A 25,850-nucleotide genomic window follows, 5' to 3' on the forward strand; every position below is an offset into this window, starting at 1 on the left:
CGGTGTCCGCGGTGCGGGGGAAGGGCTAGCGGGGCGGGCTACTGGGAAGGGCTATGGGGGCGGGCTCGTGGTGGCGGGCGCGGATCCGTCCGGGTCCGCGGTCGTGGCCGGCGGCGCGGGGGGCGAGGTCGACGCGCCCGCCGAGGTGGGGACGGGGGACGGCGGCGCAGGAGTGGGAGTGGGAGTGGGAGCGGGAGTCGGAGTGGTCGCCGGGAGGGTGGGGCCCGAGTCCTGCGGCAGCAGTGTGGCCAGGGCGGCGCCGGTCCCGCCGAGGAGCAGGACGCAGGCGGCCGCCAGGGAGACCGTCCTGCGCCGCCGGGCCCGCTGCCCGCGCCGGGCGATGACGGAGACCGGCGGGAGTCCGGCCCCGGACTGCCCGGCGGAGGCCGCCTCCCGGAACAGGGACCGCAGCGGATCCTGGGAGTCATGCATCGGGCGCCTCCTCAATGCGGGGGTCCTGCAGGTGGCGGGAGAGGGTGGCCCGGCCCCGGGACAGGTGGGTCTTGACCGTGCTAGCGGACAGGGAGGTCTCGGCGGCGATTTGCTCGACCGTCAGATCGCACACGTAGTACAGCGCCATCGTCCGGCGCTGCTGGAGGGGCAGGTGCGCCAGCGCCTGGACGAGGGCGACCGCCTCCGGCCCCGGACCCTCCACATGGCCCGCGGGGGCGGTGCGCTGCCAGGCATCGGCGCTGCGGCGGCGCACGCGCCACCGGCTCACCGCGAGCCGCCACGCGACGGTGCGGATCCACGCCTCGGGCCGGCCGTCCCGGTCCAGCCGGCTTCGTCTGCTCCAGCCCCTGACGAAGGCCTCCTGCACCACGTCCTGCGCCTCATGGTGATCGCCGAGCATGACGTACAACTGGCCTGTCAGCCGTCCCGCCGCCTGCGCGTAGAACTGTTCGAACTCCTCGACGGTCAAAAATCGCTCCCGAATCCATGTGACCCTCTCACCGGGCATACGCCCCCCGCACCGCATCCGGTCGACACGCAGCGGCCGGACATCGTGTGAGTGCCGTCACAGGCAGCCGGGCCGGTTCGCCGAACCGCTCGGCGTTCGGCGTTCGGCGTTCGGCGTTCGGTGGCGGGCGGGGTCAGGCCGATTCGGTGAGTACGGACAGCACGTTGCCGGCCGGGTCCTTGAACCAGGCGATCGAGGGCATGCCCTCACCCTGCTCCCTGACGATGCCCTTGGCGTCGTGGTCGAAGCCCGGGTACCGCTCGAAGGCCACCCCGAGGGCCGTGAGGGCGTCGACGGTCTTGTCGATGTCGTCCACCGGGAAGTTCAGGACCGTGTACTCCGCCGGACGGTGGTTGTCCTTGGGGTACACCAGCACGGTGCCGCCGCCCCCGAGCCGCAGGAAGAGCATGCCGTTCTCCTCCGAGACCTGCAGGCCGAGCGTGCCGCCGTAGAACTCCTTGGCCTTCCCGATGTCGTCCACGGAGAACCCGCTGAACGCCTTGGTTTCCTGGAACATGATCACTCCCGTGGCCGGACCGCCCCCTTCCATCCTCCTCCCGGCGGCCTCAGCCCGCCTCGGGGCCGAGACGGTCCAGCTCCTCCCGAAGGGAGCGGCCGGTCTCGTTGTCCCGCACCTCGGGGTCCAGACCGGCGGCCAGCAGGGCGGCGATCCCCGGGCGGTCGCCGTGCCGCGCGCGGTCGAAGACCTCCCGCCGGAGCGTGCGCAGGGCGCGCGGCAGCCGCCCCCGCCCCGAGGCCCACGCGCGCTGTACGGCGAAGCAGCCGGCGACATCGCCGCCGAAGGCCAGCAGGGCCCGCTCGCGCTGCTGTTCCGCCGCGCTGTGCGGTACGCGCAGCTCCCCGTCGCGGAAGCCGACCAGGTGCCACTCGCCCCCGCACCGGACCCGTACCGGTTCCAGGACGGCGGTCGGGCCGGGCGGCCCGTAGGCGGGGCCCGATGCCGGGAACAGGGCGGCCGCCACCAGCGGATGGAGCTCCTCCGGCGCGAGGCGCCCGGTGCGGACCAGCTGGAGGTCGGGCTGGCGCCGCCACACCGTGCCCGGGACCGTGGGCACCGCGGAGTTCGAGTACGGAGCGCCGACGTGGGCGCGCAGGGCGGCGGGCGCGCCCGGGCCGGCCGGTTCGAGCAGCACGTCGCCGCGGTACGCGCCCGGTATCCGGAACCGGGCGGCGTCCCCCGCCGCGGCCAGGCGCCGTACTTCCCGGACGATGCGGGACAGGTCCAGCGGAAGCCTCGTGATGACGGCTTCCGGCTCCTGCGGGCCCCAGCCGGAGGGGCGCGCGAAGGTGGCCAGGTCGATGTGGATCCCCGCGGCGGCGAAGGCGCCCGCGATGTCCCCACGGGCCTGGAGGACGGCGATCCACTCCTCCCGCGCCGCCGGATCGGTGGACCCGGGGTCGGTGTCGGGCAGCTCCTGCGGTTCGAGCGGTGTGCCGTCCGCGCGGAAGAAGGGGAGCCGCCCCGCGCCGCCCCCGCACCAGGCGCGGAGCTCCGGGGCGTGCCGGGCGTCCCAGAAGTGGCGGGCCGCGGTCCAGTCCTCCACGAGGTAGTGCCGCTTCACGTCGGGGTCGCCGGCTGCCACGAGGTCCAGCGCCAGCCGCTGCGGAGCGTCCCATCCGGGGGTGCGGACGGCCAGGTACGAGGCCTCCGCGTCGGCCCGGGATTCGCGCCCGCGTCCGCCGTAGCGGGCGAGGAGGACGATCCGGCCCCCCGCCGGCATCGTGCCGGCCGCGAGAGCCCGGGGCAGGTGCCAGCGCACCAGGTCGGGCGCCAGGTTCGCGAGGTCGGCCTCGACCGCGTCCCGTACGGCGGCACCGTACCGGGCCCGGAGCCAGGAACCGATCCGCCCTGCGCTCCCCGCCCCGCTTCCCGTCCCGGTCTTCGCCGGGTCCAGGGCGACGTCCACGGCCGCGACCGCGCAGGCCGCGCGCCAGTCCCCGGCCAGCCGGGCCTCGGTCGCGCCCTCGATCATCCAGCGCGGCACGGCGTGGCGCCGCACCCGGTGCCAGAGGGCGACCTCCTCTACGGGGAGCCCGCCCACCAGCGGTGTTCTGCTCATGAGTCATCACCCTTCGAGGCGGCGGAGGGCGGCAGGGCCGGTCGGATTCGAACCGACGTCCTCCGGCTGTGCAGGCCAGGTGCGACGACCTCTGCGCTACGGCCCTGCCGCCGGTGATCATAACGGCGGCCCACCTGCCGGCCATGCGTAGGAAATCTCCTACGTTTGACATGTAGGAAAATCCCTACCTATCGTGGGGCGCATGACCATCACGCACGCTTCCTTCGTCACCCTCCCCGTCGCCGACCAGGACCGGGCCCTCGCCTTCTACACCGGCGTACTCGGCTTCGAGGTCCGCGCGGACCGCCGGGTGGGCCCCATGCGCTGGCTCCAGGTGGCCCCCGCGGGCGCGCAGACCGTCTTCACCCTCTCCGGCCCCGGGATGGGCGATTTCACGCCCGGCTCCGCCCGGGGGATCATGTTGGTCACGGCCGATGTCGACGCCGACTGCGCGCGGCTCGAGGCAGCCGGTGTCGAGGTGAACGGTCCGGACGAGGCCCCCTGGGGGCGGATGGCCGGCTTCCGCGATCTCGACGGCAACGCCCTGATGCTGCTCACGGAGAAGGAAGGCTTCTAGCGCCATGACCACGACGGGTGTCGCCGAGGACCGCGTGTTCGCCGCTCTCGCCAACGGCACCCGCCGCGAAGTCCTGCGGCTGCTGCGCGAGCGCGGCCCGCAGCCCGTCCAGTCCCTCGCCGACCACTTCGACATGCGGCGCCCCAGCCTCTCGGAACACCTGAAGGTGCTGCGGGAGGCCGGGCTCGTCTCGGAGGAGCGCGCCGGCCGGCAGCGCATCTACCGCCTCGAGGCCGCGCCCCTGGCCGACGTGCAGGACTGGCTCCATCCGTACGAGCGGTTCTGGCGCGACCGGTTCAAGGGTCTGGGCGATCTGCTGGACCGCATGCCCGACGATGAGACATGACCTCCGCCTCCGAAGCCCCCGACGCCTCCGGCCAGGGCTCCGACGAGGACCTCACGACGGTCCGCGTCGACCAGTTCCTGCCGCATCCGCCCGCCAAGGTCTGGCGCGCCCTCACCGAGCCCGACCTGATCGCCCAGTGGCTCATGCCCTCCGACTTCCGCCTCGAAGTCGGCCACCGCTACACGATGACCTCGCTGCCCCGCCCCAACACGGGCTACTCCGGTACGACCGCGGCCGAGGTGCTCGCCTACGAGACCGGGCGGATGCTCTCGGTCCGCTGGACGGACGCCTCCGACGCCCCCGCCGCCGGCCGGGCCGACTGGACCATCACGTGGACGCTCGCACCGGAAGGCCGCGGCACCAGGCTCTTCCTCGTCCACGAGGGGTTCGACCCGGACGACCCGGGCCAGATGAGGGCCCGCACCCTCATGGGCGGCGGCTGGCGCAGCCACGTCATGGACGCCCTCGGCGCCGTGCTGGAGCGGCTCTGACCGCCGGATGAACCAGGTGGGACAGCGCCCTCCGGCCCCCACAATGCGTCCCTGCGCATACGAGCGGCACGCCCGGACGAACTGCCCCTCCTCCAGGACATCGAGCGGGCGGCCGGGCGGTGCTTCCGGGACATCGGCATGCCGGAGATCGCCGACGACGAGCCGCTCCCGCTCGATGAACCGTGGAACGCCCCTTCTGCGAGCGCTGCGGATTCCGGCTCCTGGACGAAGCCGCGCTCACGCCGGGCCTGCGGAAGATCCGCGCACAGGAAGCGAGGCGCGGTCTGGACCGGTGGCCGCGCGTCTGCATGCGCCGGGCCCTGTGACGGGGGCTCAGGGCGCGGGGCGGCGGTGTGCGAACCGGTCCGCGGCGCGTCGGCCGCGGGCCTCGACCGGAAGGACTCCGGTGGCCGCCGCCAGCCCGGAGCGCGGCATGTCGAAGTAGATGGACTCGTACGACCCCTCGGGCACGACGTACGACTCGTGCCACAGCCCCACGTGCCGGCGCACCGCCCCCGCCCGCTCCTTGCGGTTGATGATCCCCCACACCTTGTGGTGGAACATGTCCGGGGCCGCCGCGTACGCGTAGAGCTTCTCCTTGGACTCCCAGTACTGGACCACGTAGTACGTGCGCGGTGAGCCGGAGAGCAGGACGTGCCCGAGCAGGCCCCTGCCCGGGTCCCGGGCCAGTTCGCGGAGCATGCGCGGCATGGCCAGCAGCACCGGAACCCAATGGTGCACGGCCCAGAAGTGGTTGATGCGCATGCCGATGAGCAGGACCACGACGTCCCCCTCGGCTGCCGCGGTCATGCGGCCCGGTAACGGCTTCGCGAACACGATGGCCCCCTGTTGGATAGCACTGCTGCCCAAGGTTCTGTGGTGGGATAGTGGCACTCCCCAAAGGAAGGTTCAAGGGATGCGGCTGGCGGAGTTGAGCGAACGGAGCGGTGTCTCCCTCGCGACGATCAAGTACTACCTCCGCGAAGGGCTGTTGGCGCCCGGCCGCCGGGTCAGCGCGACCACGGCCGACTACGACGACGGCCACCTGCGCCGGCTGCGCCTGGTCCGCGCGATGATCCAGGTCGGCCGGGTCCCGGTGGCCACCGTCCGGGAAGTGCTCCGGCACGTCGACGACGACTCCCTGGGCCGCACGATCCGCCTCGGCGCGGCCCTCTGGGCGCTGCCGCAGGAGACCGGGGCCGCCGGCACGGGCGCGAGGCCGGACGCGGGCGCGGAAGCGGACGAGGACGAGGACGAGGCCACGGCCGCCGCGCGCGGTGAGGTGGACCGGCTGCTCGCGATGCTCGGCTGGTCGACGGCGCGGGAACTGGGCGGGCTCTCACCCGTCCACCGCTCCCTGGTCGTGGCGGTGGCCACCCTCATCCGGCTCGGCTATCCCTGGGACGCCGAGCTGATGGCCCCGTACGCCGAGCTGATGCACCAAGCGGCCGTGCGGGACCTGGACTTCGTGGAGACCCACCCCTCCGAGGCGGAGAAGATCGAGACCGCCGTCGCGGCGGCGATCCTCTTCCAGCCCGTGCTCAAGGCCCTGCACGGGCTGGCCCAGGAGGAGGAGTCCGCCCGGCGGTACGGGCTGTCGTGACGGGCTGCCGTGACGGGCCGTCCAGCCCCGGCCGCGCTCCCTACAGGGCCCGGACGAAGCGCAGTCCCGGGCGGCCGTCCAGCTCGATCTCTCCGGCGGGGGTGAATCCCGTACGGGCCAGCACGGCGCGCGAGCCGGCGTTGTCGAGCGTGGTGACGGCCCGCAGGGAGGCCAGCCCGTACTGCGCGGCGGCCAGCGCGCAGACCTCGCCGACGGCGGCCGTGGCCAGCCCCCGGCCGGCGGCCCGCTCGGCCATCCGGTACCCCAGCTCGGCCGAACCGTCCGCCACGCCGACCAGGTTGACCCGCCCGAGCACCTCGCCGCCCCCACCGACCAGCACGTGGAAGTGGTGCAGCCCGGCGGCCTGCTCGGCCAGCAGCTCGGCGTGCCGTTCGGCGAAGCGCGCGAAGTACAGGTCGCCGCGATCGGGAACCGACGCGGCGAAGTAGGCCCGGTTCTCGCGCTCGAACGCGAGCAGGGCCGGGGCGTGGTCGTCGCGCAGGCGCTGGAGCCGCGGGCGGGAACTCGGCCTCGAGCCGTGCGGGGTGTCTGGCAGGGAGTCGCGCAGGGAATCGGGCATGCCCGGATGCTACGCACCGCCCCGATCGGCGCTGCCGCCGGCCCGGACTGTGCTCCGTACGGGTTCACTTGGGGTGCCCGTTCGGCCGAAGAGCCGAGTTCATGATCATCATTTTGGCTCCCGATCGTTTGGATGCTGCCACCGGCCGTGTCGGATCTGACGGTGTGAAATGCGGGAGGGCAACGAATGCAACTGACCAAGGCGTGGGGCGTGGTGGCCGCCGTGACGGGAGCCATGCTGGTGGCAGCGGCTGCGCCGGGCCGGGCGTCCGACACGGACGCCGCCGAGCACGCGGCCGGGAGCGGGCCGAAGGAGGCGGCGGTCACCCTGCTGGTCGGCCGGGCGGTGGACGAGGGCGGCCGGACCGGCGCCGGCCGCTGCTCCGTCCACACCTCCCGGCCGGGACTGTGCGGCGGCTGGCGGGAACAGCGGGTCCGGGCCACCGCCCGCGGCAGCGGAACCCTCCTGCGGACGCCCGCCCTCGGCGACGCGTCGGGCGCCGCCCGCAGGGACGAGCTGCCCACGGACGCCGGTGCGCCGCTGGAGATCGCCCTCGCGGAACGGGGCCGCCTCACCGACGTCACCGTGACCGACGGCCACGGCCGCCACCTGGCCGGGGAGCTCGCCCCCGACAGCGGACGCTGGCTCAACACCGAGCCGCTCCGGGCGGGCGAGACGTACACCGTGCAGGTCGGGGCGCAGGACGCGGCCGGCACCCCGGTCGGCGTGACCATGGCGTTCAGGACCGCCCCGCCCACCGACTCAGCCCCGCCCGCCGACTCCGCCGCGTCCGCCGACTCCGCCTCCGGGGGCCGCCTGACGGCCGACTTCGGGCCCCGCCCGGGGACGTACGGCGCGGGGGAGATCGTCACCGCCGAGCTCAGCCGCCCGGTGCCGGCCGGCGACCCGCTGGCCCGCGAACGGGTGGAGCAGGCCCTCCAGGTGACCTCGCAGCCCCGGGTCGAAGGCGCCTGGCACTGGGTGGACGCGTCCACCCTGCACTACCGCCCGCGCACCTACTGGCCCGCCCACACCGTGGTCCGCGTGCGCAGCGGGCTCGACGGGGTCGAGGTCGGGGACCTCGGCTACGGGGGCCCCTCGGAGCCGCTGGAGTTCACCATCGGGGACCGGATCGAGGCCGTCACCGACTCCGCCGCCCACGAGATGACCGTACGCCGCAACGGACGGATCATCAGGACGATCCCGGTCACCACCGGCAAGGCCGGGTTCCGGACGCGCAGCGGCATCAAGGTCGTCCTGCGCAAGGAGCCCAAGGTCCGGATGCGGGGCGACACGGTCGGGATCAAGCGCGGCACCAAGGAGTTCTACGACCTGCCCGTCCGCTACGCGACCCGCGTGACGTGGAGCGGCGAGTACATCCACGCCGCTCCCTGGTCGGTCGAGGCGCAGGGCGAGGAGAACGTGAGCCACGGCTGCACGGGCATGAGCACCGAGGACGCCCGCTGGTTCTTCGAGACGGTGCGCGAAGGGGACATCGTCGAGGTGGTCAACAGCGGAGGCGAGAAGATGGCCCCCTTCGACAACGGCTTCGGAGACTGGAACTTGGACTGGGAGAGCTGGCTGGCCGGCAGCGCCCTCGCCGCCGCCGACGCGCGCCGGGAGGGTGCGCCGCCCGCGCCGTCCCGCCTGCATCCGATCACCTGATCCGAAACGGCGGCGCCGGGGGGCGTCCGTTGGCATCATGGTCGCGGCGGGTCGGTCGGGACGGGGTGGGGTGGCGGGGCCGTGGGCGATACGGGGATGCACGGGCGGGACCTGCCCCAGGGCGGGCCCCCGGACGGGCCGCCGGGTGAGCCCCTGCGTGAACTGGCGGAGCGGGTGGCCCTGCTCGCGGACCAGGCCGGGGCGGACTCGGCGGCCTCGCTGATCCGCCGGGCCGCCCGCAGGGCCGAATCGCCGCTGGCCCGGATCTGCGTCATCGGCGGCAGCAACGTCGGCAAGTCCCGGCTCGTCAACGAACTGATCGGCACCGACTGCCTGCCGGTGTCCGTCCACCCGACGACCGGACCGCCCGTCGTCGTCCGCCCCGCCCCCGAGGCAGAGGCCGAGGACGCGGATTCCAAGGCTGCCGGTCCCGGGGACGCCGGACCGGCGCAGCCGCGCACCGTACGGGTCCGCGTGCCGGCCGATTCCTGGCTGGCCCGGGCCGGTATCGAACTCGTGGACACGCCCGGCTGGGAGGGCTGGTCCGGCGTACGGCAGCCCGACACCGCCGCCCTCGCCCGGATCGTGGCCGACGGTGACGTGGTGGTCGTGGTCACCGAGGCCCGCCGGGCGCTGCTCGCCACCGAACAGGCCAGGATCAAGGCACTGGCCGCCGCCCCGCACACGCCGCCGCTCGCGGTCGTCGTCACCAAACTCGGCGAGGTCGGGGAGGAGGCGGCCGACATCCTGCGGCGCGTCCACCACCTCGTCGGGATGCTGGCCCCCGAGGCGCTGGTCGTCCCCGGACCGGTGCGCACGCCCGGCACCACCTCCGCGAACGGGGCCGCGGACGCAGCGGGGGACGGGGAGGCGACCCGGGAGCCGGACGGGATCGACCGGCTGCGCGCAGTCCTCGCGCAGCTCGCCGGCGTCCGCCTGCGCCGCGCGTTACGCACGATCCGCCGCCTGTACCTGCTCGCGGCCACCTGCGACCTCGTCGAGGAGGCCGCCGCCCGGGCGCTGGCGGACGCGGACCGCTCCGACCCGGTACGGGCCCGCGCCGCAGAGATCTGGCACACGGCGCACGAGAGCGCCCGCTTCCACTGGATCGTGCTCAGCGCCGACGTGGGGGAGTGGCGCGCGGCGCTCGTCTCCGCGATCGCCGCCGAGGCGCGCAGGCGCCGGGCCGCCGCGGCCCGCGAACTCGCCGCCCGCTTCTCCGGGATGCTGGAAACCCCGGAGGAACAGCACTTCATCCGGCTGCACACCATCCCCTACACCGCGGAAGCGCTCCAGGGCTTCGAATCCTGGATCACCGCCACCGTCGACCGGGTGCTCGAAGAGGACACCCGCCGGCTGAGGGACGTCCTGCTGCGCAACAGGCCCGGCGAGGAACTGTTCCAGGGACTGGCCGCCCCGCGCGCCGGACGGATCGTGCCGACGGCGGCGCTGCCCGGGGTCGCCGGCACGGCGGCGGCCGCCGAATCACAGAACGCGACCGGCTGGGACGCCTCCTGGCTGCCCGAGTTCGTCGGCACCGCCATCGAGAGCGTGCTGACCCCCGTCTCCACCGAGGTCGTCGCACAGATCGCCGGAGCGGCCGGCACGGCCCTGGTGACCGAGGCGCTCGAACACGGCCAGGCGGAACGCCGCGAGCGCACCATCGACGACCTGGAGCGGATCGTCGAGGCCGCCTTCACCGAACAAGTGGCCCGCACGGAAGCGCGGATCGGCCAGGTGTACGACCGCCTGCTGAGCGAGGCCCGGGACCGCGACGAGCAGTGGTGGCGGCTGCACACGACGGCGGTCGCCGCCCGCCCGGACTCGCTCGGGCACTGGAGCTCGCTGCGGAGCACCGCGCGCTCGCTCGGCCGCTCCGTACACGCCCACCTCTCCCCCCTGGAAGGGGCCTGATGGACCACGAGACCCGGCCGTCGTCCGGCCAGGAGTCCCCGGCCACGCACTTTCGCGGCTGGAGCGACAACATCGGAACGCTGCGCTCCTACTACCAGCGGCTGCAGCAGGTGGCCGGCGAGGCGGCGGAGGCCGTCGCCCCGCCCGGCGGCCCGGCCGGGGTGCTGGAGCTGGGCATCAACGGAGCGGTCTTCGAGCGAGAGACCTTCCGGATCATGGTGCTCGGCGAGTTCAGCAGCGGCAAGAGCACCCTGATCAACGCCCTGCTGGGGAAGCGGCTGCTGCCCACCAAGGCCAATCCGGCGACCGCGTTCACCACGGTCCTGCGCTGGGGCGAGACCGAGCGGGCCTGGCTCTACCGGGACGCGGACCGGCAGGGCGGCGAGACGGCCGTCACCACCGAGGAGTTCGCCCGCGAGGTCTCCCTCCAGATCGACGCCCACGGCGCGCCCCGGGCCCCCTCGTTCGCACTGGCCGTCGTCGAGCAGCCGCTGGAGCTGCTGCGCAGATCCGTGGAGATCGTCGACTCGGCGGGGATCAACGAGAGCCCGGACCGCGAACTGGTCACCTTGAGGTATCTGGAGGAGGTGGACGCCGTCGTGTTCGTCACCGACGCCGGACGGCCGTTCACCCTGCACGAGACCGAGAACTACCTCGAACGCGTCAAGAGGCTCGGACACCGCGACATCTTCTTCGTCGTGAACCAGTTCGACCGGATCGAGCCGGAGGAACGGGCGGAGGTCATGAGCCGCTGCCGCAACGCGGTGGCCGAGCTCAGCGGGGACACCGGCTCGCCCGCTGCCCCTAACGTCTACTTCGTCAGCGCGCTCTCGGCGCTGAAGGCGCGGCTCAACGGGGACGAGGAAGGGCTGCGGGCCTCCGGAATCGGTCAACTGGAGTCGGCCCTGGAGGTGTTCTGCATGCGGGACGCCGCCCGGGTGAAGTTCGTCCGGCTCGCCGAGTTCCTCCGGAACAACGCCGTCAACCTGCGCCTGCGGCTGCACGACGAGGGCGCGATCCTGATGAAGTCCACCGCGGAACTGCGCGAGTTGCTCGACCGCAGCCAGGCCACCCAGGACCAGCTGCGGGCCAGTGCCGACGCCATCCGCGACATCGTGGGCGGCAGGATCCTCGACATCGAGAACGAACTGCAGCTGAGGTTCGCCAGGTTCCTGACCGACACCAGTGGCGGGATCGCCGACTGGCACGTCACGAGCGGCCCCGGACGCTTCACCCGCGCCGTCCGCTCCTTCACCAAGGGCGGGCGCGTCGCGGCCCAGCACGCGCTCATGGACGCGTACACCGCCCAACTCCAGGAGCGGATGCAGGTCTTCTGCACCAAGACCCTCGACCGGCTCATCGAGCAGCGGCAGACGGATCTGCTGCGCCAGCTCGAACCGCTGATCCGGGCGCACGCGGACCTCCTCGACAAGCTCCGCGCGGAGCTCACCGGAGCCCAGTCCGTCCGGGACCAGAACCACCTCCTCTACACCCTCGCCATCGCGGCGGGCAAGGGCAACGGCCGCAGCGGACGGCGGCACCGCGACGACGTGCCCCTGATGTTCCGGCCCAGCTCGCTCATGGCGATCGGTGCCGGCACCGGCGCGGCCGTCGCGGGCGGTACGGCCGCGGCCGCCACGGCCGGTCTGATCACCCTGGGGCTGACCATGCCCCCGGTCGGCATCGCGATCGCCATCGGCGCCGCCGTCGGACCGCTCATGGCCTCCGGGGCCGTCCTGTTCGCCGACGGCAAACTGCAGGCCAGGGCGGCGCAGGAGTTCTCCGACCACGTGAAGGAGTCGGCGACGCTCGCAGCGCGCCAGTACGCCGACAGCCGCGCCGCCGATCTGCGCGCCGTATGGGGCGGGATCAGCGAAACCCTCCACACCCAGCTCCAGGACCTCATCGGCATCGTCCAGCGCAACATCGACGAGTCCCGGCACGACGAGCAGGGCAAGGCGGTCCTGCGGGACCAGCTCTACACCCACGAGCAGCGCATCACGGAGATCGAACAGCTCATCGGGGCCTTCCTCCAGCCCTTCGTCTCCGAGGCCGAACGCGAACGCCAGCACACATAGGCAGGCCCCGCCCGGCGGCCGCCTGGCCCGTGTCGTACCGGCCCCGGACGGCCGTCGTGGGCGGATAGTGGGGCTGTGAGCGACTGGTCGCAGGGATCCGGGGAACCCGGTGTCGAAGAGAGCGCCGCATGGTCCGGCCGCGAGGGTGCGCAGGCCTTCGCGGCGGTGGACGCGGCCACGGACTGGCTCCTCGGGTACCCGTTCGTCTTCCGGGAGCTCTCCCGCCGGCTCGCCGGCGGCGAGGTCCTGGTGGACTACGGGTGCGGGCCGGGCACCGTGGCCGATCAGGCGGCCCGGCGGCTGGGAGCGCGGGTACTGGGCGTGGACACCTCGCCCGAGATGCTGGCGCTGGCGCGCGGCTCGGGCACGGCCGTGGCGGAGTACCACCTCGTACGGAACGGACGCACGGCCGGCCTGGCGGACGGCTGCGCGGATGCCGTGATGTGCAACCACGTGCTCGCCTCCCTGCCCACGGAGGAGGCGGTCCTCGCGGTGTTCACGGAGATCCGCCGGCTGCTGCGGCCGGGATCCCCGTTCGTACTGCTGGTCACCGACCCGGACTGCACGGGCCTGGACTACGCCTCGCTGCGCATCGGCCGCCCCGGCGAGACCTACGGGCCGGGCGAGCAGCTGACCGTACGGCTCCGGCGCACCGACGGTTCCTGGCAGGAGGTGCGCAACCACGCGTGGCCCGTCGCCCTCCTCCCGGCGCTGCTGGAACGCACCGGGTTCCGGGACGTCGTCCAGCACCGGCCCACCGTGGAGGAGGCGCTCCCCCTCGCGGACCCCGAGCTCGTCCGCGGCCACACCTGGTCGGCGGAGCGCACCAGGCCACCGCTGGTCGTCACCACGGCGCTGGCGGCCTGACCGGATTCCGGCAGCCGCCGGTCCGCTCTCGGCGAAGCCCCTGGGCACGGGCCGCCGCCCGTGCTGGGGTGGGCGCATGGAGATCCTGGTACTGGGTGGAACGGCATGGGTGGGACGCGAGATCTCGCGGCAGGCGGTGGAACGCGGGCACCGGGTGACGTGCCTGGCCCGCGGCAGGAGCGGCGAAGTCGCCGAGGGCGCCGGGCTGGTGGCCGCCGACCGGCGCGCGGAGTCGGCGTACGACAGCCTGACGGGACGGGACTGGGACGCCGTGCTGGAGGTGTCCTGGCAGCCCGGCTTCGTACGCGGCGCACTGGAGGCACTCGGCCCCCGGGCGGCCCACTGGACGTACGTGTCCTCGGTCAGCGCGTACGCCTCCCCCGCGCGGCCGGGCGCGGACGAGACGGCCGAACTGCTGCCGGCGGCCACGGCGGACGAGCTGGGCCGCGAGGAGTACGGGCAGGCCAAGGTGGCCTGCGAGCAGGCCGCGACGGCCGCGCTGGGCGACCGGCTCCTCATCGCGCGGGCCGGACTGATCGGCGGACCCGGCGACAGCAGCGGCCGCACCGGATACTGGGTCGGCCGCGCGGCCCGGGAGCCGCTGGCGCCGCTGCTGGTACCGGAACCCGCGGACGTTCCGACGCAGACGGTCGACGTACGGGACCTTGCGGCGTGGCTGCTCGACTGCGCGGAGAAGAAGACGACCGGTACCTACGACGCGGTCGGCCCGGTGGTGCCCTTCGGGGAGTGGCTCGGCCTGTCGAGGGAGATCGGCGGGCACACGGGACCGGTGGTGCCGGCCGCCCGCGACTGGCTGCTCGGACAGGGCGTGGCCGAGTTCATGGGCCCCGAGTCGCTCGCGATGTGGATGGCCGACCCGGAGTGGGCCGGCTTCAGCGCTCGCAGCGGCGCCGCCGCACGCGCGGCGGGCCTGCGCCACCGCCCCCGCAGGGAACTCCTGACGGACACCCTGCACTGGGAACGCGCGGAGGGCCTGGACCGTCCCCGCCGCGCCGGCCTCAGCGCCGGCCGCGAACGAGAACTCCTGGCCGTGCTCGGGGGGTAGCGCACAGAGGGGTCAGCCGACAAAGGGGTAGCCGGCCGGGGGCCAGGGCTGTGCCGGGACGCGACCCCGTCGCAGCCTGGTGGCCAGATCGCGCCCCGTGCGGTGCGCCTACCCGCCGCGGTCCGGGGACATGCGCCGCCCGACGGCCGCCGACGGGGCCGACCGAAGGAAGATCGGGGCCCGGAGCGGCGGCCCTCCGCGTGGCACGGCGGCCACAAGGCCCGGGGCGGGATAGTCGACGTGTAAGCGACGTCCCACCCAGTCGAAGGGAGCCGGCGGTGGCGAGTGGAACCGAGCCCCCAGCCTCCTCGGTCACGCTCCGCGTCAACGGCACGGACCACCTCCTGCGGCTCGACCACCGCGTCACCCTGCTCGACGCCCTGCGCGAGCACCTCGCCCTGACCGGCGCCAAGAAGGGGTGCGACCACGGCCAGTGCGGCGCCTGCACCGTGCTCCTCGACGGGCGCCGGGTGAACTCCTGTCTGCTGCTCGCCGTCGCCCAGGACGGCGCGCACGTCACCACCGTGGAAGGCCTCGCCGACCCCTCCGGCGCCCTGCACCCGCTCCAGCGGGCCTTCATCGACCGGGACGCCTTCCAGTGCGGGTTCTGCACCCCCGGCCAGCTGTGCTCCGCCGTCGCGGCGATCGAGGAGGCCGCCGCGGGCCACCCGTCGCACGCCACACCCGCCGAAACCATCGCCGACCCCGGCTCCGGGCCCGTCCCGCTGACCGTCGAGGAGATCCGGGAACGGCTCAGCGGCAACCTCTGCCGCTGCGGCGCCTACCCCCGCATCGTCGACGCCGTGCTGGACGTGATCGCGTGAAACCCTTCGCCTACGTGCGCGCGACCACCCTCGAGGAGGCCACCGCCGCTCACGCCGGCCTGCCGGGCTCGCGCTACCTCGCCGGCGGCACCAACCTCGTGGACCTCATGAAACGGGGCGTCGAACGCCCGGCCACCCTCGTCGACATCGGCCGACTGCCCCTGAACGGCATCGAGGAGCTGCCCGACGGGACCCTCCGCATCGGCGGCACGGCCCGCAACAGCGACGTGGCGGCCCACCCCCTGGTCCGCTCCCGCCACCCCGCCCTCAGCCAGGCACTGCTCGCGGGGGCGTCGGCGCAGCTGCGCAACGCGGCCACCACCGGCGGCAACCTGCTCCAGCGCACCCGCTGCCCCTACTTCCAGGACGTCTCCACCGCCTGCAACAAGCGCGATCCGGGCTCCGGCTGCGCGGCCCGCGACGCGGTCCACCGCGACCACGCCGTACTGGGACACTCCGCGCACTGCATCGCCACACACCCCTCCGACCTGGCCGTCGCCCTCGCCGCCCTCGACGCCGACATCGAACTGCACGGAGAGCAGGGCACCCGGACGGTGCCCGCCGCCGCCTTCCACCGGCTGCCCGGCGAGCAGCCCGAGCAGGACACCGTCATCCGGCACGGCGAGATCGTCACCGCGGTCCTGCTGCCCGCCGCCGCCCCCGGCGCCGTCTCCCTCTACCGCAAGGCCCGCGAGCGCGCCTCGTACGCCTTCGCCCTGGCCTCGGTGGCCGCCGTACTCGAACTCGGCCCCGACGGCGGGCGCGTACGGCGCGTCGCCCTCGCCTTCGGCGGCCTCGCCCACCGGCCCTGGCGGGCCACCGCGGCCGAGGCGCGGCTGACCGGCGCCGAGCCGACCGCCGAGGCCGTGCGGGAGGCCGTCGAGGCGGAACTGGCCCAGGCCCGACCCCTGCGCGACAACGCGTACAAGATCACGCTCGCCCGCAACCTCGCGTGCGACGCGCTCGCCACGCTCGCCCGGCAGGCCTGAGCGGTCTCCGGGCGGAGAGCCCCGCACCACCCCGTAGGAGCAGCAATGCCCGCCGACCGCCCCCACCGCCCCGGACGCCCCGACACCGTGCTCGGTACCTCCGCCGTCCGCGCCGAGGGCCCCGAGAAGGTCACCGGCGCCGCCCGCTACGCCACCGACCAGCGCCCGCCCGGCCTCGTCCACGCCTGGCCGGTGCCCGCCGCCGTACCCCGCGGCCGTGTCACGGCCGTGGACACCGGCCCCTGCCTGGAGGTCCCCGGCGTCCTGGGCGTCCTCACCCCCGGGGACGCGCCCCGCCTGGGCCCCTCGGACGACCCCACGCTCCAGGTCCTCCAGAACGCCGAAGTCCCGCACCGCGGCTGGTACGTGGCCCTGGTGGTGGCCGAGACCCTCGAAGGGGCCAGGGCCGCCGCCGACGCCGTGCGGATCGGCTACGCGACGGGGGAGCACGACGGAGCACTGCGCGCCGACCACCCCGACGCCTACACACCGCAAGAGGTCAACGGCGGGTATCCCGCCCTCCGGGAACGCGGCGACCCGGACGCCGCCCTCGCCGCCGCACCCGTGCGCGTCGACTGCTCCTACAGCGTGCCGCCCCTGCACAACCATCCGATGGAACCGCACGCCGCCACGGCCGCGTGGGACGCCGACGGCGAGCACCTGGCCGTGTGGGACTCCAGCCAGGGCGCGGGCGCCGTCCGCACCGCGCTGGCCTCGCTGTTCGGCCTGCCCGAAGAACGCATCACCGTCATCAGCGAGCACGTCGGCGGAGGCTTCGGCTGCAAGGGCACCCCCCGCCCGCACGTCGTACTGGCCGCCATGGCCGCCCGCCGCTTCGGACGCCCCGTCCAACTCGCCCTGCCCCGGCGCCACATGCCCGCCGTCGTCGGACACCGCGCGCCGACCCTGCACCGGATCGGCCTCGGCGCGCGCCCCGACGGCACCCTCACCGGGCTGGTCCACGAGGCCACCACGCACACCTCCCGGGTCAGGGAGTTCGTCGAGCAGGCGGCCGTCCCCGCCCGTGTCATGTACGCCGTACCGGCCAGCCGTACGCTCCACCGGGCCGTCGCCCTGGACGTGCCCACGCCCTCCTGGATGCGCGCCCCGGGCGAGGCGCCGGGCATGTACGCCCTGGAGTCGGCCATGGACGAACTGGCCGATGCGCTGGGGGTGGACCCGGTCGAGCTGCGCATCCGCAACGAGCCCGCCCTCGAACCCGACACGGACCGCCCCTTCAGCAGCCGGCACCTCGTGGAGTGCTTCCGGGAGGGCGCGGCCCGCTTTGGCTGGTCCACCCACCGCACCCCGCGCCGCGACGGACCGTTCCTGCGCGGTGTGGGGACGGCCGCGGCGACGTATCCCGTGTGGATCGCCCCCTCGGCCGCCCGGGTGCTCGCCCGGCCCGACGGCAGCCACCTCGTCGAGATCAACGCCACCGACATCGGGACCGGCGCCCGCACCGTCCTCGCCCAGGTGGCGGCCGACGCCCTGGCCGTCCCGGTGGACTCCGTGACCGTGGCCCTCGGCCGTACCGACCTGCCCCGGGCCCCCCTCGCCGGCGGATCCTGCGGCACCGCCTCCTGGGGCTGGGCGGTGCACGAGGCCTGCACGGCCCTGGCCGCCCGGCTGGCGGGCCACCGGGGCGGCCTGCCCGACGAGGGGCTCTCGGCGTCGGCCGACACCACGGAGGCGGTCCGGCGGGGGTCGCCCTACGCCCGCCACGCCTTCGGCGCGCACTTCGCCGAGGTACAGGTCGACACGGTCACGGGAGAGGTGCGGGTACGCCGCCTGCTCGGCGTCTTCGCGGCCGGGCGCATCCTGAACCCGGCGACGGCCCGCTCCCAGTTCACCGGAGGGATGGTGATGGGCATCGGCATGGCGCTGACGGAGCGCAGTACGGTCGACCCCGTCCACGGCGCCTTCGCCGAGGACGACCTGGCCGCGTATCACGTCCCGGTCCACGCAGACGTGCCGGCGATCGAGGTCGGCTGGATCGACGAGCACGACGAGCACCTCAACCCGATGGGCAGCAAGGGGATCGGCGAGATCGGCATCGTCGGCACGGCGGCCGCGATCGGCAACGCCGTGTGCCACGCCACCGGCCGGCGCCTGCGCGACCTCCCCCTCACTCCCGACCGCGTCCTGACGGCACTGGCCGCGGACACCGGATCCTCCCCGGGCAGCGGGTGAGGGCGGTTCCCTACCGGGAGGACAGGACGCAGAACTCGTTGCCCTCGGGGTCGGCGAGCACGACCCACGTCACGTCATCGCCCTGTCCGATGTCGACCCGGCGCGCGCCGTGGGCGAGCAGGCGCTCGACCTCCGCCGCCTGGTCGGCGGGGCGGAAATCCAGGTGCAGACGGTTCTTCGCGGTCTTGGCATCCGATACCGGTTCGAAGATCAGCCCGGGGAGCCGCTCGGGCGCGGGACGGATCTCGTACTCCTCCGGCGAGTCGTTCACCACCACCCAGCCGAGGGCCTCCGCCCACCAGCTGCCCAGGGCGACCGGATCCCGCGCGTCCATCACCGTCTGCTCCCACTCCAGCGTCATGACCCCGAGCGTAGCCCCGGCCCCGGCCGCACCGCAGGCGGGTGGGAGGGCTCGAGGGCGGGTTTGGGGGGAGGATGAAGTGAGCCGCGCCGGAAGGGAGCGCCTTGGATGGATGCGACCGAAGCCTTCGGGGGAGGCCGTGCGGACATGGCCGGGCGCGCCGCGCCCGGGGTGTCCCCGCCGAGCGGGCTGCTCGACGTCCTGAACGTCGCCGCCGTGGTCCTGGACGCGAAGGGCCGGGTCGCCCTGTGGAGCCCCCAGGCGGAGCAGTTGTTCGGCTGGACGGCGCAGGAGGCCCTCGGCCGGCCCGCCGCACGCCTGATGGCGTCACAAGACCACGTGGACCTGGTGCTGGAACTGTTCGCCCGGGTGATGGGCGGCGCCGGGGACTGGGCCGGGGCGTTCCCCGTACGGCACAAGGACGGCAGCACGCGCCTGGTCGAGTTCCGCAACATGCGGCTGCTCGACGAGCACGGGGACCTGTACGCCCTGGGGATCGCCACGGACCGTACGCGGCTGCGCCGCCTGGAGCGGGACCTGGCCCTCTCCGCCCGGCTCGTCGCCCAGTCTCCGATCGGGCTGGCGGTCCTGGACACCGACCTGCGCTACGTCCTGGTCAACCCCTCGCTCGAGCGCATCAACGGACTGCCCGCCGCCGAGCACATCGGACGCAGCGTCCGCGACGCCCTGTCCTTCCTCGACGACGCGGGAGCCGTCGAGGCGGCCATGCGGCAGGTGCTGGCCACAGGAACCCCGCTGGTCGAGCAGTTCACCGCGGGCCACACGCACGGCGACCAGCACCACGAGCACGCCTGGTCCGTCTCGTACTACCGGCTGGAGGACGCCACCGGGCGGGTCCTGGGCCTCGCCACCTCCGTGGTGGACGTCACCCAGAGTCACCAGGCGGCCAAGGAGATCGCCCACAGCCGCCGCCGCCTCGCCCTGATCGCGGACGCCACCGTACGCATCGGCACCACCCTCGACCTGGAGCAGACGGCCCGGGAGCTCGCCGACGTGGTCGTACCCGAGCTCGCCGACGTCGCCGCCGTCGACATCCTCGACTCCGTCCTGGAAGGCCGCCCCAGCCCGAAGGCCTCCGACCACGAGCCCGCCGTGTTCCGGGCCCTGGCCGTGGCGGCCGCCTTCCCGAGCGAGGCCGTCCGCGCCGCGGACCCGCCGGGCGACATCGCCCGCTACGCGGCGGACCGGCTGGTCACCCGGTCCGTGACCACCGGCCACCCCGTCCTGGTCGCCCACGTCCAGGCCCGTGACATCTCGCGGATCGCCCGTGACGACGACGCGGCCGCCCTGCTGGCCCGCGCCGGGCTGCGCTCCTACCTGGCCGTGCCGCTCATCGCCCGCGGCGAGGTCCTCGGCGCCCTCGACCTCAAGCGCACCCGCAATCCGCTGCCCTTCAACGACGACGACATCATCCTGGCCGGGGAACTGGCCGCCCGTGCCGCCGTGTGCATCGACAACGCCCGCTGGTACCGCAACGCGCACCACACCGCCCTCGCCCTCCAGCACCACCTCCTGCCGCACCACCCGCCGCCCACCCCCGGCCTGGAGGTGGCCTACCGGTACCGGCCCGCCGCGGCCACCAGCGAGATCGGCGGGGACTGGTTCGACGCCATCGCCCAGCCGGACGACACCACCGTCCTCGTCGTCGGGGACGTCATGGGCAGCGGCATCAACGCCGCCGCCGGGATGGGACAACTGCGCACCGCCACCCGCACCCTCGCCGAGCTGTCGCTCGACCCGACCCGTGTCCTCCAGCAGCTGGACCGCACCACCAGTGCCCTGGAGGAAACCATCGCCACGTGCGTCTACGCCGTCTACGACCCCCACCGCGCGGAATGCCGCATCGCCGTCGCCGGACACCTGCCCCCGGTCCTCATCGGGTCCGGCCGGGCGCCCCGGCTCCTGGACCTGCCCACCGGTACTCCGCTGGGCGTGGGAGGCATTCCCTTCGAGGTCACCTCCGTGCGCATGGACCCCGGAGACCAGCTGGTCCTGTACACGGACGGGCTGGTCGAGACCCGGGACCAGCCCATCGACGAACGCCTCGGCGTGCTGCTGGAGCTGCTCGCCGACACCAGCCGCCCGCTGGAGGAGACCTGCGACCGGCTCCTGGACACCCTGCGCCGGCCGGACGACCACGACGACGTCGCCCTCGTCATCGCCCGCGCGAAGCCCCTGTGAGGCCGTCGGCCGGCCAGCGGTGGTGGTGCCGGTCGATGACGTAGTGGTGCCCGTGCCGCCAGCCGCCGCCCGCCGCGGGGCGCGCATCGGCGAGGTGCGGGTGGCCGGGGGGCAGGTCGGGATGGACGTGTTCGAGCCGGGACGGGTCGCGGGCGGGCCATACGGCGGCGGCCGCCGCGGTGGCGGCCAGGGAGACGGCGCCGAGCACCAGTGCCGTCACCGGCAGTCCGGCCGCGGCGGCCAGCCAGCCGGCCACGGGGTAGGTGAGCAGCCAGCAGCCGTGGGACAGGGAGAACTGCGCGGCGAACGCGCACGGCAGGTCCGGATCCGCGGTGGAGCGGCGGATGACCCGGCCGCCGGGGGTCAGCACGGCGGAGGAGGCGGCGCCGATCGCGGCCCACCCGGCCAGCACCGCGTACCAGGACCAGGTGCCGGGCGGCGCCGAGGTGGAGGCGGCGACCCCGGTCAGGACCACGGGCAGGGCGAAGGCGGCCGGGAGCATCACGGCGCGGTCGGTACGCCTGCCCAGCAGGCGCGGCAGCAGCAGCGTGGTCGCCATGGAGCCGGCCCCGTACGCGCCGAGGGCCACGGACACGGCGCCCGCGGAGCGCCCGAAGTGGTCCCGGACCAGGACGACGGTGTCGACGAAGACGATGGCTCCGGCGGCGGCCACCGCGAGGTCGAGGGCGAGCAGGGCCCGCAGGCGCGGCGTCGCCCGGAACAGCCGGGTGCCGAAGACGGCCTGGGCGTAGGCGCCGCCGGTGCGCTCGACCGGCGCCGGCCGCGGCAGCACGGTGGCGAGGACCAGGGCGGCGGAGGCGAGGAATCCGAGGGAGGTCCCGGTGAAGAGCCGGTCGTAGGAGACCAGGGTCAGCAGGGCGGCGGCCAGCGCCGGGCTGAACAGGCTCTCCAGGTCGTAGGCGAGCCGGGACATCGACAGCGCCCGGGTGTAGTCGCGTTCGGCGGGCAGCACCTCGGGGAGGGTCGCCTGGAAGACGGGGGTGAACGTGGCCGAAGCCGCCTGGAGCAGGAAGACCAGGAGATGGATCTGCCAGATCTCGGTGACGAACGGCAGGGCCAGGGCGATCGCGGCGCGGCTGAGGTCCATCGCCGCCAGGAGGGCGCGCCGCGGGATCCGGTCGGCGAGGGCGCCCGCGAGCGGGGCGATGCCGACATAGGCGATCATCTTGATCGCCAAGGCCGTGCCCAGCACGGCCGAGGCTTCGTCCCCGGCGATGTCGTAGGCCAGCAGGCTCAGCGCGACGGTCGCGAGCCCGGTGCCCACCAGGGCGACGGCCTGCGCCGTGAACAGGCGCCGGTAGGTGCGGTTGCGCAGGACGGACAGCACGGCACCACCATAGCCAACATGTGCGCACCTGTGCACATGTTGGCCAGGGCGGGGGCCGGCGGCCGGCCGTCGAGCGGGGGTCAGTCGTGCGGCGGGAGGGAGCGCAGCTGGTGGTCGGCGACGCTCAGGGCCTCGTCCACCAGGCGGCGCAGGTGCCCGTGGCGCAGCGCGTAGACCACCCGGCGGCCGTCCTTGCGGCTGGTGACCAGCCCGGCGAGGCGGAGCTTGGCGAGGTGCTGGCTGACCGAGGGCCGGGCCGCCCCGCAGGCCTCGGTGAGCGTGCCGACATCGGCCTCGCCCCGCCCGAGCTCGTCCAGCAGCGCCAGCCGGGTGGCATCCGCGAGCAGCGCCAGCACGGACACCGCGACCCTCAGCCGCTCGTCCTGCTGCTGCGGATCCTGTGCACCTGCCAGGTGCGCGCTTGCGCTCATGTGCACATGTTAGGCGGGCCCGGTTTCGTCCAGTGCGGCGAGCAGGGCCCACGCCTGGTCCTGGGCCCGGACCACGTCGACGTCGTCGCACACCACCTGCAGACCGAGGGCGGCGACTTCCGCCCGGCCGTCAAGGGCGGGGAAGACGTAGTACGACTGGTACGCGAAGTAGGCGCGGAGTCCGTCGGAGGGGTCGCGGCCCACCGTCAGGGTGGCCTGGCGCTCAACGCGCTCGCCGGACTCCCAGAGCTCGATGTCGTGCTCGTGGAACCGCGGCGCCAACGGCAGTTCGAGGACGGCCCGGGCGAACTCCCGCGCGTGCGCGGCATCGTCGAAGGCCAGCAGTTCGCTGAAATCGGGCTGCGCCGCCAGGAGCAGCCAGCGCCGCGGCCCGCCCGCCCCGTCCGGTTCGAACGCCACCGACAGGACGCCGGAACCCTTCCCCGTGTGGTGCGGCCAGGCGTACGCGAAGACCTGATCGAAGTTCATGACGTCCGTTCCCCCTCAGTTCCGGCCGTATGGAGGATCTGCGGGCATATGTGTGGGCAGCGGTGTCGCAGCGGATACGGATGGTGGGTACCGCATCCGCTGCGCGAGGAGACCCCGATGAGCTGTATGAACCGCCGTGACCTCGCCCTGCTGGCGCTGCGCGCCGGTACGGGCGCGGTGCTGATGGCGCACGGGACGCAGAAGCTCTTCGGCTGGTTCGGTGGTGCGGGCTTGGCGGGTACGGCGGCCGCGATGGAGCACATGGGTTTCCGGCCCGGGCGCCAGAGCGCGATCGCCGCGGGTCTGGGGGAGGCCGGGGGCGGGGCGCTGCTCGTCCTCGGCCTGGCCACGCCGGCCGCCGGGGCCGCGGCGGCGGGGGCCATGGCGGGAGCCGTGTCCGTGCACGCGCCCGCCGGGTTCTTCAACCAGGGCGGCGGGTTCGAGTACCCGGCCTTCCTCGGCTTCACCGCGGCCGCCGTCGGCCTTGCCGGAGCGGGCCGGCTGTCGGTCGACCACGCCACCAGGCACCGCTTCGACCAGCCGTGGATGGTCGGGCTGGCCTTCGCGGTCAGTGCCCTCGCGGCGGCCGCGGTGGTCGCCAAGCGCGCCCAGGGGCAGGAGCAGGAGGAGGAGTGAGGGCCGCCCGGCCCCCTGCCGCTGCCGCGGCGGGGGCCGGCAGCGGTCACGCCGCCGCGACCCTGGCAGCGAAGGCGTCCAGGTTGCCCGCCATGCGCGCGAGGCGCTCGTCCAGGGTCAGCGACTCCTCGTACCGGCCGGTGCGCAGCTTCGGCAGGCGCTTGCCCCGGACGTACAGGGGGCAGGCGAGGTCCGCGCAGACGTAGATGCCGACCGTGTTCCCGTCCCGGCCGCGGGCGCCCGCCAACGGGGCGGCGAGCAGGGTGACCCCGGACGAGGCGTGGCCGGTCAGGCAGATCTGGCACAGGCTGGACTTCACCGCGCTGGTGCGGCCCACCGAGGGCACGCGCAGCGAGATCCCCACCGGACCCTGCGGCCGGGGCACGACGAGATGGGCCCGCAGCGGCGCCCCCGGATCCACCCACCCCAGGAAGTCCAGGTCCTCCCAGGGCAGTTCCGTGAAGTCCAGCGGCAGCCGCAGCCGCGCCGCCTCGCCCTTGGTGCAGTTCACGAACGACGAGCGGATTTGTTTTTCAGTGAGTGGTTCCACGTGGATCGACCCTACGCACCGGCTGACCTGCCCGCATCCCCTTATGCGCGGCCCTGGACGAGGAACCGGCGGAGGTCGATGACCTCGTAGCCCGCGTCCTGCGCCGCGTCGATGATCCGGGGGAGTGCCTGGGCGTCGAGGACGGTGCCGTCCCCGGTGCTGCCCACGTGCATCTGGATGATCGCGCCGGGCCTCAGGGCGTCGACGGCGCGCGCGACCGCCTTGTCCACGCTCATGCCGCCCGCCGGGCCGAGGTAGCCGTTGGTGTCGGCGGTGAACTCGATCGCCGCGTAGCCGAGGTCGTTGACGTCGGCGATCGCGTCCGCGCTCGTGGCGCTGTAGGGGAAACGGAAGAACGGCAGCGGCTCCGTCCCGGACGCCCTGCGGATCGCCGCGTCGGCGCGGAGGACTTCGTCCGCCCGCTCCTCGGACGTCAGGTCATCGAAGGAGGGGTGGCTGTACGAGTGGTTGCCCAGGCCGTGTGCGGCGCCCATGGCGCGCACGGCGGCGGGATGGGCCAGGGCGTACTCGCCCGTCGGGAAGAACGTGGCGGGCAGCTTGCGGCGGCGCAGTTCGCCCAGCACGGTGTCCACCCCGCTCTCGTCCCACGCGGCGTTGAAGGTGAGCGCCACGACCTTGCGGGACGTGGGCAGCCGGCGGATCTCGTCGCCGAGCAGTTCCGCCGGCGGTCGGGGGCCCGCCTGCACGGTCGGCGCGGGCGCCGGCGGCCGGGCCTGCGCCGCCGCGCCCGTACCCGTCGCGAGCCCCGCGGCCAACAGCGCGGTCATCGCGGCGCGTCGTCCGGTATCCACCACGGCTTCTCCCTCCGGCACCACGCCGTGGCTGCCACGGCGTACCACGACTATGCGAGAGAGGTGGCCCGGCCCCCGTCGGAACCTGCCGGGCACCCGGGTGATCCCGCAGTGGACCCGCGCTGGTACCGGCGAGTTCAGGAGGGGCGCCGGCGCAGATGGGCCGTGAGGTGGTGCTGCAGCGGCTGCCCCACCGCCGCCATGTCATGGGTGACCGTCATCTCCGCACCCCGGAGCGCGTAGTGGCGCCGGGTACCGGTGACCTCCTTGGCCAAGGGCGTCAGCGCCACGTCCTGGGTCTCGATCTCGATCTCGCTGTCGGACACCCGCCCGACGTAGGTCTCGACGATGCCCGTCGGATGGGCCAGGACCACTTCCAGGGTCGCCTCGGGGGTGACCCGCCACCACCCCGCCTCCCGGCCCGCCGGGCGTACGGGGTTCCCCGACGCGTCGATCAGCCACGCGCGGGCCTCGTAGCGCAGGAAGGGGCGCCCGTCGTGGCTGAAGGTGATCTCCTGCTCGTACCGGAAGTCCTGCTCCAGGGTCGGGTACTCGCCCGTGCCCCGGCCGTGCCAGCGCCCCAGCAGCGGCAGCACGGGCCGCAGCAGCGGGTGCGGTGTGGGTCCCTCGCCGAGGACGTGGCTGTCCGGATACGGATTCTCCTGCGGCGACTCGAACACGTGCGCACCTTGCCTGTCGTGGTGGACATCCCCGGGCCCGGGGACGCCGGGACACGCAGCCTAGTGCCGTGAGCCTGCCGTTCCGGCAAGGCCCCGCCCCGCCCCC

The 25,850-nt window shown here is 74.2% G+C and carries 27 protein-coding genes, 1 tRNA gene and 1 pseudogene; 15 read left to right on the forward strand and 14 right to left on the reverse strand.

Going from position 1 to position 25,850, the window contains the following annotated elements:
• Nucleotides 1–51: 51 nt before the first annotated feature.
• The 5 genes from ACZ6I1_RS01025 to ACZ6I1_RS01045 all read right to left on the reverse strand — a co-directional run bounded on the left by ACZ6I1_RS01025 (nt 52) and on the right by ACZ6I1_RS01045 (nt 3,148).
• A complete protein-coding gene (locus ACZ6I1_RS01025) occupies nt 52–432 on the reverse strand; it encodes a hypothetical protein (RefSeq protein ID WP_469281700.1) in 381 nt (126 codons plus the stop codon).
• Nucleotides 425–922 (reverse strand): SigE family RNA polymerase sigma factor, encoded by a 498-nt coding sequence (locus ACZ6I1_RS01030; RefSeq protein WP_469281702.1) that lies wholly within the window; start codon nt 920–922, stop codon nt 425–427. The genes ACZ6I1_RS01025 and ACZ6I1_RS01030 overlap by 8 nt, the downstream gene beginning before the upstream one ends.
• Before the next feature lie 172 nt (nt 923–1,094).
• On the reverse strand, nt 1,095–1,478 hold the full coding sequence (locus ACZ6I1_RS01035; RefSeq protein ID WP_469281704.1) for a VOC family protein: 384 nt from the start codon (nt 1,476–1,478) through the stop codon (nt 1,095–1,097).
• Between the two features lie 49 nt (nt 1,479–1,527).
• Nucleotides 1,528–3,042 (reverse strand): ankyrin repeat domain-containing protein, encoded by a 1,515-nt coding sequence (locus tag ACZ6I1_RS01040; RefSeq protein ID WP_469281705.1) that lies wholly within the window; start codon nt 3,040–3,042, stop codon nt 1,528–1,530.
• Between the two features lie 32 nt (nt 3,043–3,074).
• Nucleotides 3,075–3,148 (reverse strand) — tRNA-Cys (locus ACZ6I1_RS01045).
• A 96-nt stretch (nt 3,149–3,244) separates the two neighbouring features.
• On the opposite strand from ACZ6I1_RS01045, the gene ACZ6I1_RS01050 reads away from it, so the two are divergent.
• The 4 genes and pseudogenes from ACZ6I1_RS01050 to ACZ6I1_RS01065 all read left to right on the forward strand — a co-directional run bounded on the left by ACZ6I1_RS01050 (nt 3,245) and on the right by ACZ6I1_RS01065 (nt 4,782).
• Nucleotides 3,245–3,619 carry a VOC family protein gene (locus ACZ6I1_RS01050; RefSeq protein WP_469281707.1) on the forward strand — a complete coding sequence of 125 codons (375 nt, stop codon included), beginning with the start codon at nt 3,245–3,247 and terminating at the stop codon, nt 3,617–3,619.
• Nucleotides 3,620–3,623: 4 nt separating this feature from the next.
• Entirely contained in the window at nt 3,624–3,965 is a 342-nt protein-coding gene (locus tag ACZ6I1_RS01055; RefSeq protein ID WP_469281709.1) for an ArsR/SmtB family transcription factor, read from the forward strand.
• On the forward strand, nt 3,962–4,456 hold the full coding sequence (locus ACZ6I1_RS01060; protein WP_469281711.1) for an SRPBCC family protein: 495 nt from the start codon (nt 3,962–3,964) through the stop codon (nt 4,454–4,456). Before ACZ6I1_RS01055 ends, ACZ6I1_RS01060 begins: the two co-directional genes overlap by 4 nt.
• A 51-nt stretch (nt 4,457–4,507) precedes the next feature.
• Nucleotides 4,508–4,782 (forward strand): annotated as a pseudogene (locus ACZ6I1_RS01065) (hypothetical protein).
• A gap of 7 nt (nt 4,783–4,789) precedes the next feature.
• Here the strand turns inward: ACZ6I1_RS01065 and ACZ6I1_RS01070 are convergent.
• A complete protein-coding gene (locus ACZ6I1_RS01070; RefSeq protein ID WP_469281713.1) occupies nt 4,790–5,293 on the reverse strand; it encodes a DUF4188 domain-containing protein in 504 nt (167 codons plus the stop codon).
• Nucleotides 5,294–5,372: 79 nt separating this feature from the next.
• Between ACZ6I1_RS01070 and ACZ6I1_RS01075 the strand changes: the two genes are divergently transcribed.
• Nucleotides 5,373–6,059, forward strand: a complete 687-nt coding sequence (locus tag ACZ6I1_RS01075; protein WP_469281715.1) for a MerR family transcriptional regulator — start codon at nt 5,373–5,375, stop codon at nt 6,057–6,059.
• A 40-nt stretch (nt 6,060–6,099) separates the two neighbouring features.
• Here the strand turns inward: ACZ6I1_RS01075 and ACZ6I1_RS01080 are convergent, their stop codons facing one another.
• The gene (locus tag ACZ6I1_RS01080; protein WP_469281717.1) at nt 6,100–6,639 is read right to left on the reverse strand and encodes a GNAT family N-acetyltransferase; all 540 of its coding nucleotides are present in this window, start codon (nt 6,637–6,639) and stop codon (nt 6,100–6,102) included.
• A gap of 186 nt (nt 6,640–6,825) precedes the next feature.
• On the opposite strand from ACZ6I1_RS01080, the gene ACZ6I1_RS01085 reads away from it, so the two are divergent.
• The 8 genes from ACZ6I1_RS01085 to ACZ6I1_RS01120 all read left to right on the forward strand — a co-directional run bounded on the left by ACZ6I1_RS01085 (nt 6,826) and on the right by ACZ6I1_RS01120 (nt 18,235).
• Nucleotides 6,826–8,304 carry a L,D-transpeptidase gene (locus tag ACZ6I1_RS01085; RefSeq protein WP_469281719.1) on the forward strand — a complete coding sequence of 493 codons (1,479 nt, stop codon included), beginning with the start codon at nt 6,826–6,828 and terminating at the stop codon, nt 8,302–8,304.
• Between the two features lie 81 nt (nt 8,305–8,385).
• A complete protein-coding gene (locus ACZ6I1_RS01090; RefSeq protein WP_469281721.1) occupies nt 8,386–10,218 on the forward strand; it encodes a dynamin family protein in 1,833 nt (610 codons plus the stop codon).
• Complete coding sequence (locus tag ACZ6I1_RS01095; protein ID WP_469281723.1) at nt 10,218–12,296, forward strand: dynamin family protein; 2,079 nt, start codon at nt 10,218–10,220, stop codon at nt 12,294–12,296. The genes ACZ6I1_RS01090 and ACZ6I1_RS01095 overlap by 1 nt, the downstream gene beginning before the upstream one ends.
• Before the next feature lie 75 nt (nt 12,297–12,371).
• Nucleotides 12,372–13,163: a class I SAM-dependent methyltransferase gene (locus ACZ6I1_RS01100; RefSeq protein ID WP_469281725.1), complete on the forward strand. Its 792-nt coding sequence runs from the start codon at nt 12,372–12,374 to the stop codon at nt 13,161–13,163.
• 76 nt (nt 13,164–13,239) lie between these two features.
• On the forward strand, nt 13,240–14,229 hold the full coding sequence (locus ACZ6I1_RS01105) for a Rossmann-fold NAD(P)-binding domain-containing protein (RefSeq protein ID WP_469281726.1): 990 nt from the start codon (nt 13,240–13,242) through the stop codon (nt 14,227–14,229).
• 278 nt (nt 14,230–14,507) lie between these two features.
• Nucleotides 14,508–15,053 (forward strand): 2Fe-2S iron-sulfur cluster-binding protein, encoded by a 546-nt coding sequence (locus ACZ6I1_RS01110; protein ID WP_469281728.1) that lies wholly within the window; start codon nt 14,508–14,510, stop codon nt 15,051–15,053.
• Nucleotides 15,050–16,042 (forward strand): FAD binding domain-containing protein, encoded by a 993-nt coding sequence (locus ACZ6I1_RS01115; RefSeq protein WP_469281730.1) that lies wholly within the window; start codon nt 15,050–15,052, stop codon nt 16,040–16,042. Before ACZ6I1_RS01110 ends, ACZ6I1_RS01115 begins: the two co-directional genes overlap by 4 nt.
• Nucleotides 16,043–16,087: 45 nt before the next feature.
• Nucleotides 16,088–18,235, forward strand: a complete 2,148-nt coding sequence (locus tag ACZ6I1_RS01120) for a xanthine dehydrogenase family protein molybdopterin-binding subunit (RefSeq protein WP_469281731.1) — start codon at nt 16,088–16,090, stop codon at nt 18,233–18,235.
• Between the two features lie 10 nt (nt 18,236–18,245).
• On the opposite strand, the gene ACZ6I1_RS01125 is transcribed toward ACZ6I1_RS01120, so the two are convergent.
• On the reverse strand, nt 18,246–18,596 hold the full coding sequence (locus ACZ6I1_RS01125; protein ID WP_469281733.1) for a VOC family protein: 351 nt from the start codon (nt 18,594–18,596) through the stop codon (nt 18,246–18,248).
• A 108-nt stretch (nt 18,597–18,704) separates the two neighbouring features.
• On the opposite strand from ACZ6I1_RS01125, the gene ACZ6I1_RS01130 reads away from it, so the two are divergent.
• Complete coding sequence (locus tag ACZ6I1_RS01130; RefSeq protein WP_469281735.1) at nt 18,705–20,798, forward strand: SpoIIE family protein phosphatase; 2,094 nt, start codon at nt 18,705–18,707, stop codon at nt 20,796–20,798.
• Here the strand turns inward: ACZ6I1_RS01130 and ACZ6I1_RS01135 are convergent.
• The 3 genes from ACZ6I1_RS01135 to ACZ6I1_RS01145 all read right to left on the reverse strand — a co-directional run bounded on the left by ACZ6I1_RS01135 (nt 20,773) and on the right by ACZ6I1_RS01145 (nt 23,066).
• Complete coding sequence (locus ACZ6I1_RS01135; protein WP_469281737.1) at nt 20,773–22,146, reverse strand: MFS transporter; 1,374 nt, start codon at nt 22,144–22,146, stop codon at nt 20,773–20,775. The genes ACZ6I1_RS01130 and ACZ6I1_RS01135 overlap by 26 nt on opposite strands.
• Nucleotides 22,147–22,226: 80 nt before the next feature.
• Entirely contained in the window at nt 22,227–22,577 is a 351-nt protein-coding gene (locus tag ACZ6I1_RS01140) for an ArsR/SmtB family transcription factor (RefSeq protein ID WP_469281739.1), read from the reverse strand.
• Between the two features lie 9 nt (nt 22,578–22,586).
• The gene (locus ACZ6I1_RS01145) at nt 22,587–23,066 is read right to left on the reverse strand and encodes a hypothetical protein (protein ID WP_469281741.1); all 480 of its coding nucleotides are present in this window, start codon (nt 23,064–23,066) and stop codon (nt 22,587–22,589) included.
• A gap of 117 nt (nt 23,067–23,183) precedes the next feature.
• On the opposite strand from ACZ6I1_RS01145, the gene ACZ6I1_RS01150 reads away from it, so the two are divergent.
• Nucleotides 23,184–23,702 carry a DoxX family membrane protein gene (locus ACZ6I1_RS01150; protein ID WP_469281743.1) on the forward strand — a complete coding sequence of 173 codons (519 nt, stop codon included), beginning with the start codon at nt 23,184–23,186 and terminating at the stop codon, nt 23,700–23,702.
• Between the two features lie 46 nt (nt 23,703–23,748).
• On the opposite strand, the gene ACZ6I1_RS01155 is transcribed toward ACZ6I1_RS01150, so the two are convergent.
• The 3 genes from ACZ6I1_RS01155 to ACZ6I1_RS01165 form a co-directional block, all read right to left on the reverse strand.
• A complete protein-coding gene (locus ACZ6I1_RS01155) occupies nt 23,749–24,252 on the reverse strand; it encodes an FBP domain-containing protein (protein WP_469281745.1) in 504 nt (167 codons plus the stop codon).
• A 41-nt stretch (nt 24,253–24,293) separates the two neighbouring features.
• Complete coding sequence (locus tag ACZ6I1_RS01160; protein WP_469281747.1) at nt 24,294–25,064, reverse strand: polysaccharide deacetylase family protein; 771 nt, start codon at nt 25,062–25,064, stop codon at nt 24,294–24,296.
• Nucleotides 25,065–25,201: 137 nt separating this feature from the next.
• Complete coding sequence (locus ACZ6I1_RS01165; RefSeq protein ID WP_469281748.1) at nt 25,202–25,744, reverse strand: heme-binding beta-barrel domain-containing protein; 543 nt, start codon at nt 25,742–25,744, stop codon at nt 25,202–25,204.
• Between the last annotated feature and the right edge of the window lie 106 nt (nt 25,745–25,850).

The organism is Streptomyces sp. NPDC046303, from assembly GCF_055588085.1.

Excerpts from the sequence above, each read along its gene's own strand:
- ACZ6I1_RS01120 (WP_469281731.1), top strand. The coding sequence starts at position 16,088 with ATGCCCGCCGACCGCCCCCACCGCCCCGGACGCCCCGACACCGTGCTC.
- ACZ6I1_RS01035 (WP_469281704.1), bottom strand. The coding sequence starts at position 1,478 with ATGTTCCAGGAAACCAAGGCGTTCAGCGGGTTCTCCGTGGACGACATC.
- ACZ6I1_RS01130 (WP_469281735.1), top strand. The coding sequence starts at position 18,705 with ATGGATGCGACCGAAGCCTTCGGGGGAGGCCGTGCGGACATGGCCGGG.
- ACZ6I1_RS01095 (WP_469281723.1), top strand. The coding sequence starts at position 10,218 with ATGGACCACGAGACCCGGCCGTCGTCCGGCCAGGAGTCCCCGGCCACG.
- ACZ6I1_RS01040 (WP_469281705.1), bottom strand. The coding sequence starts at position 3,042 with ATGAGCAGAACACCGCTGGTGGGCGGGCTCCCCGTAGAGGAGGTCGCC.
- ACZ6I1_RS01125 (WP_469281733.1), bottom strand. The coding sequence starts at position 18,596 with ATGACGCTGGAGTGGGAGCAGACGGTGATGGACGCGCGGGATCCGGTC.
- ACZ6I1_RS01055 (WP_469281709.1), top strand. The coding sequence starts at position 3,624 with ATGACCACGACGGGTGTCGCCGAGGACCGCGTGTTCGCCGCTCTCGCC.
- ACZ6I1_RS01050 (WP_469281707.1), top strand. The coding sequence starts at position 3,245 with ATGACCATCACGCACGCTTCCTTCGTCACCCTCCCCGTCGCCGACCAG.
- ACZ6I1_RS01080 (WP_469281717.1), bottom strand. The coding sequence starts at position 6,639 with ATGCCCGATTCCCTGCGCGACTCCCTGCCAGACACCCCGCACGGCTCG.
- ACZ6I1_RS01140 (WP_469281739.1), bottom strand. The coding sequence starts at position 22,577 with ATGAGCGCAAGCGCGCACCTGGCAGGTGCACAGGATCCGCAGCAGCAG.
- ACZ6I1_RS01075 (WP_469281715.1), top strand. The coding sequence starts at position 5,373 with ATGCGGCTGGCGGAGTTGAGCGAACGGAGCGGTGTCTCCCTCGCGACG.
- ACZ6I1_RS01150 (WP_469281743.1), top strand. The coding sequence starts at position 23,184 with ATGAGCTGTATGAACCGCCGTGACCTCGCCCTGCTGGCGCTGCGCGCC.
- ACZ6I1_RS01105 (WP_469281726.1), top strand. The coding sequence starts at position 13,240 with ATGGAGATCCTGGTACTGGGTGGAACGGCATGGGTGGGACGCGAGATC.
- ACZ6I1_RS01060 (WP_469281711.1), top strand. The coding sequence starts at position 3,962 with ATGACCTCCGCCTCCGAAGCCCCCGACGCCTCCGGCCAGGGCTCCGAC.
- ACZ6I1_RS01085 (WP_469281719.1), top strand. The coding sequence starts at position 6,826 with ATGCAACTGACCAAGGCGTGGGGCGTGGTGGCCGCCGTGACGGGAGCC.
- ACZ6I1_RS01025 (WP_469281700.1), bottom strand. The coding sequence starts at position 432 with ATGCATGACTCCCAGGATCCGCTGCGGTCCCTGTTCCGGGAGGCGGCC.
- ACZ6I1_RS01145 (WP_469281741.1), bottom strand. The coding sequence starts at position 23,066 with ATGAACTTCGATCAGGTCTTCGCGTACGCCTGGCCGCACCACACGGGG.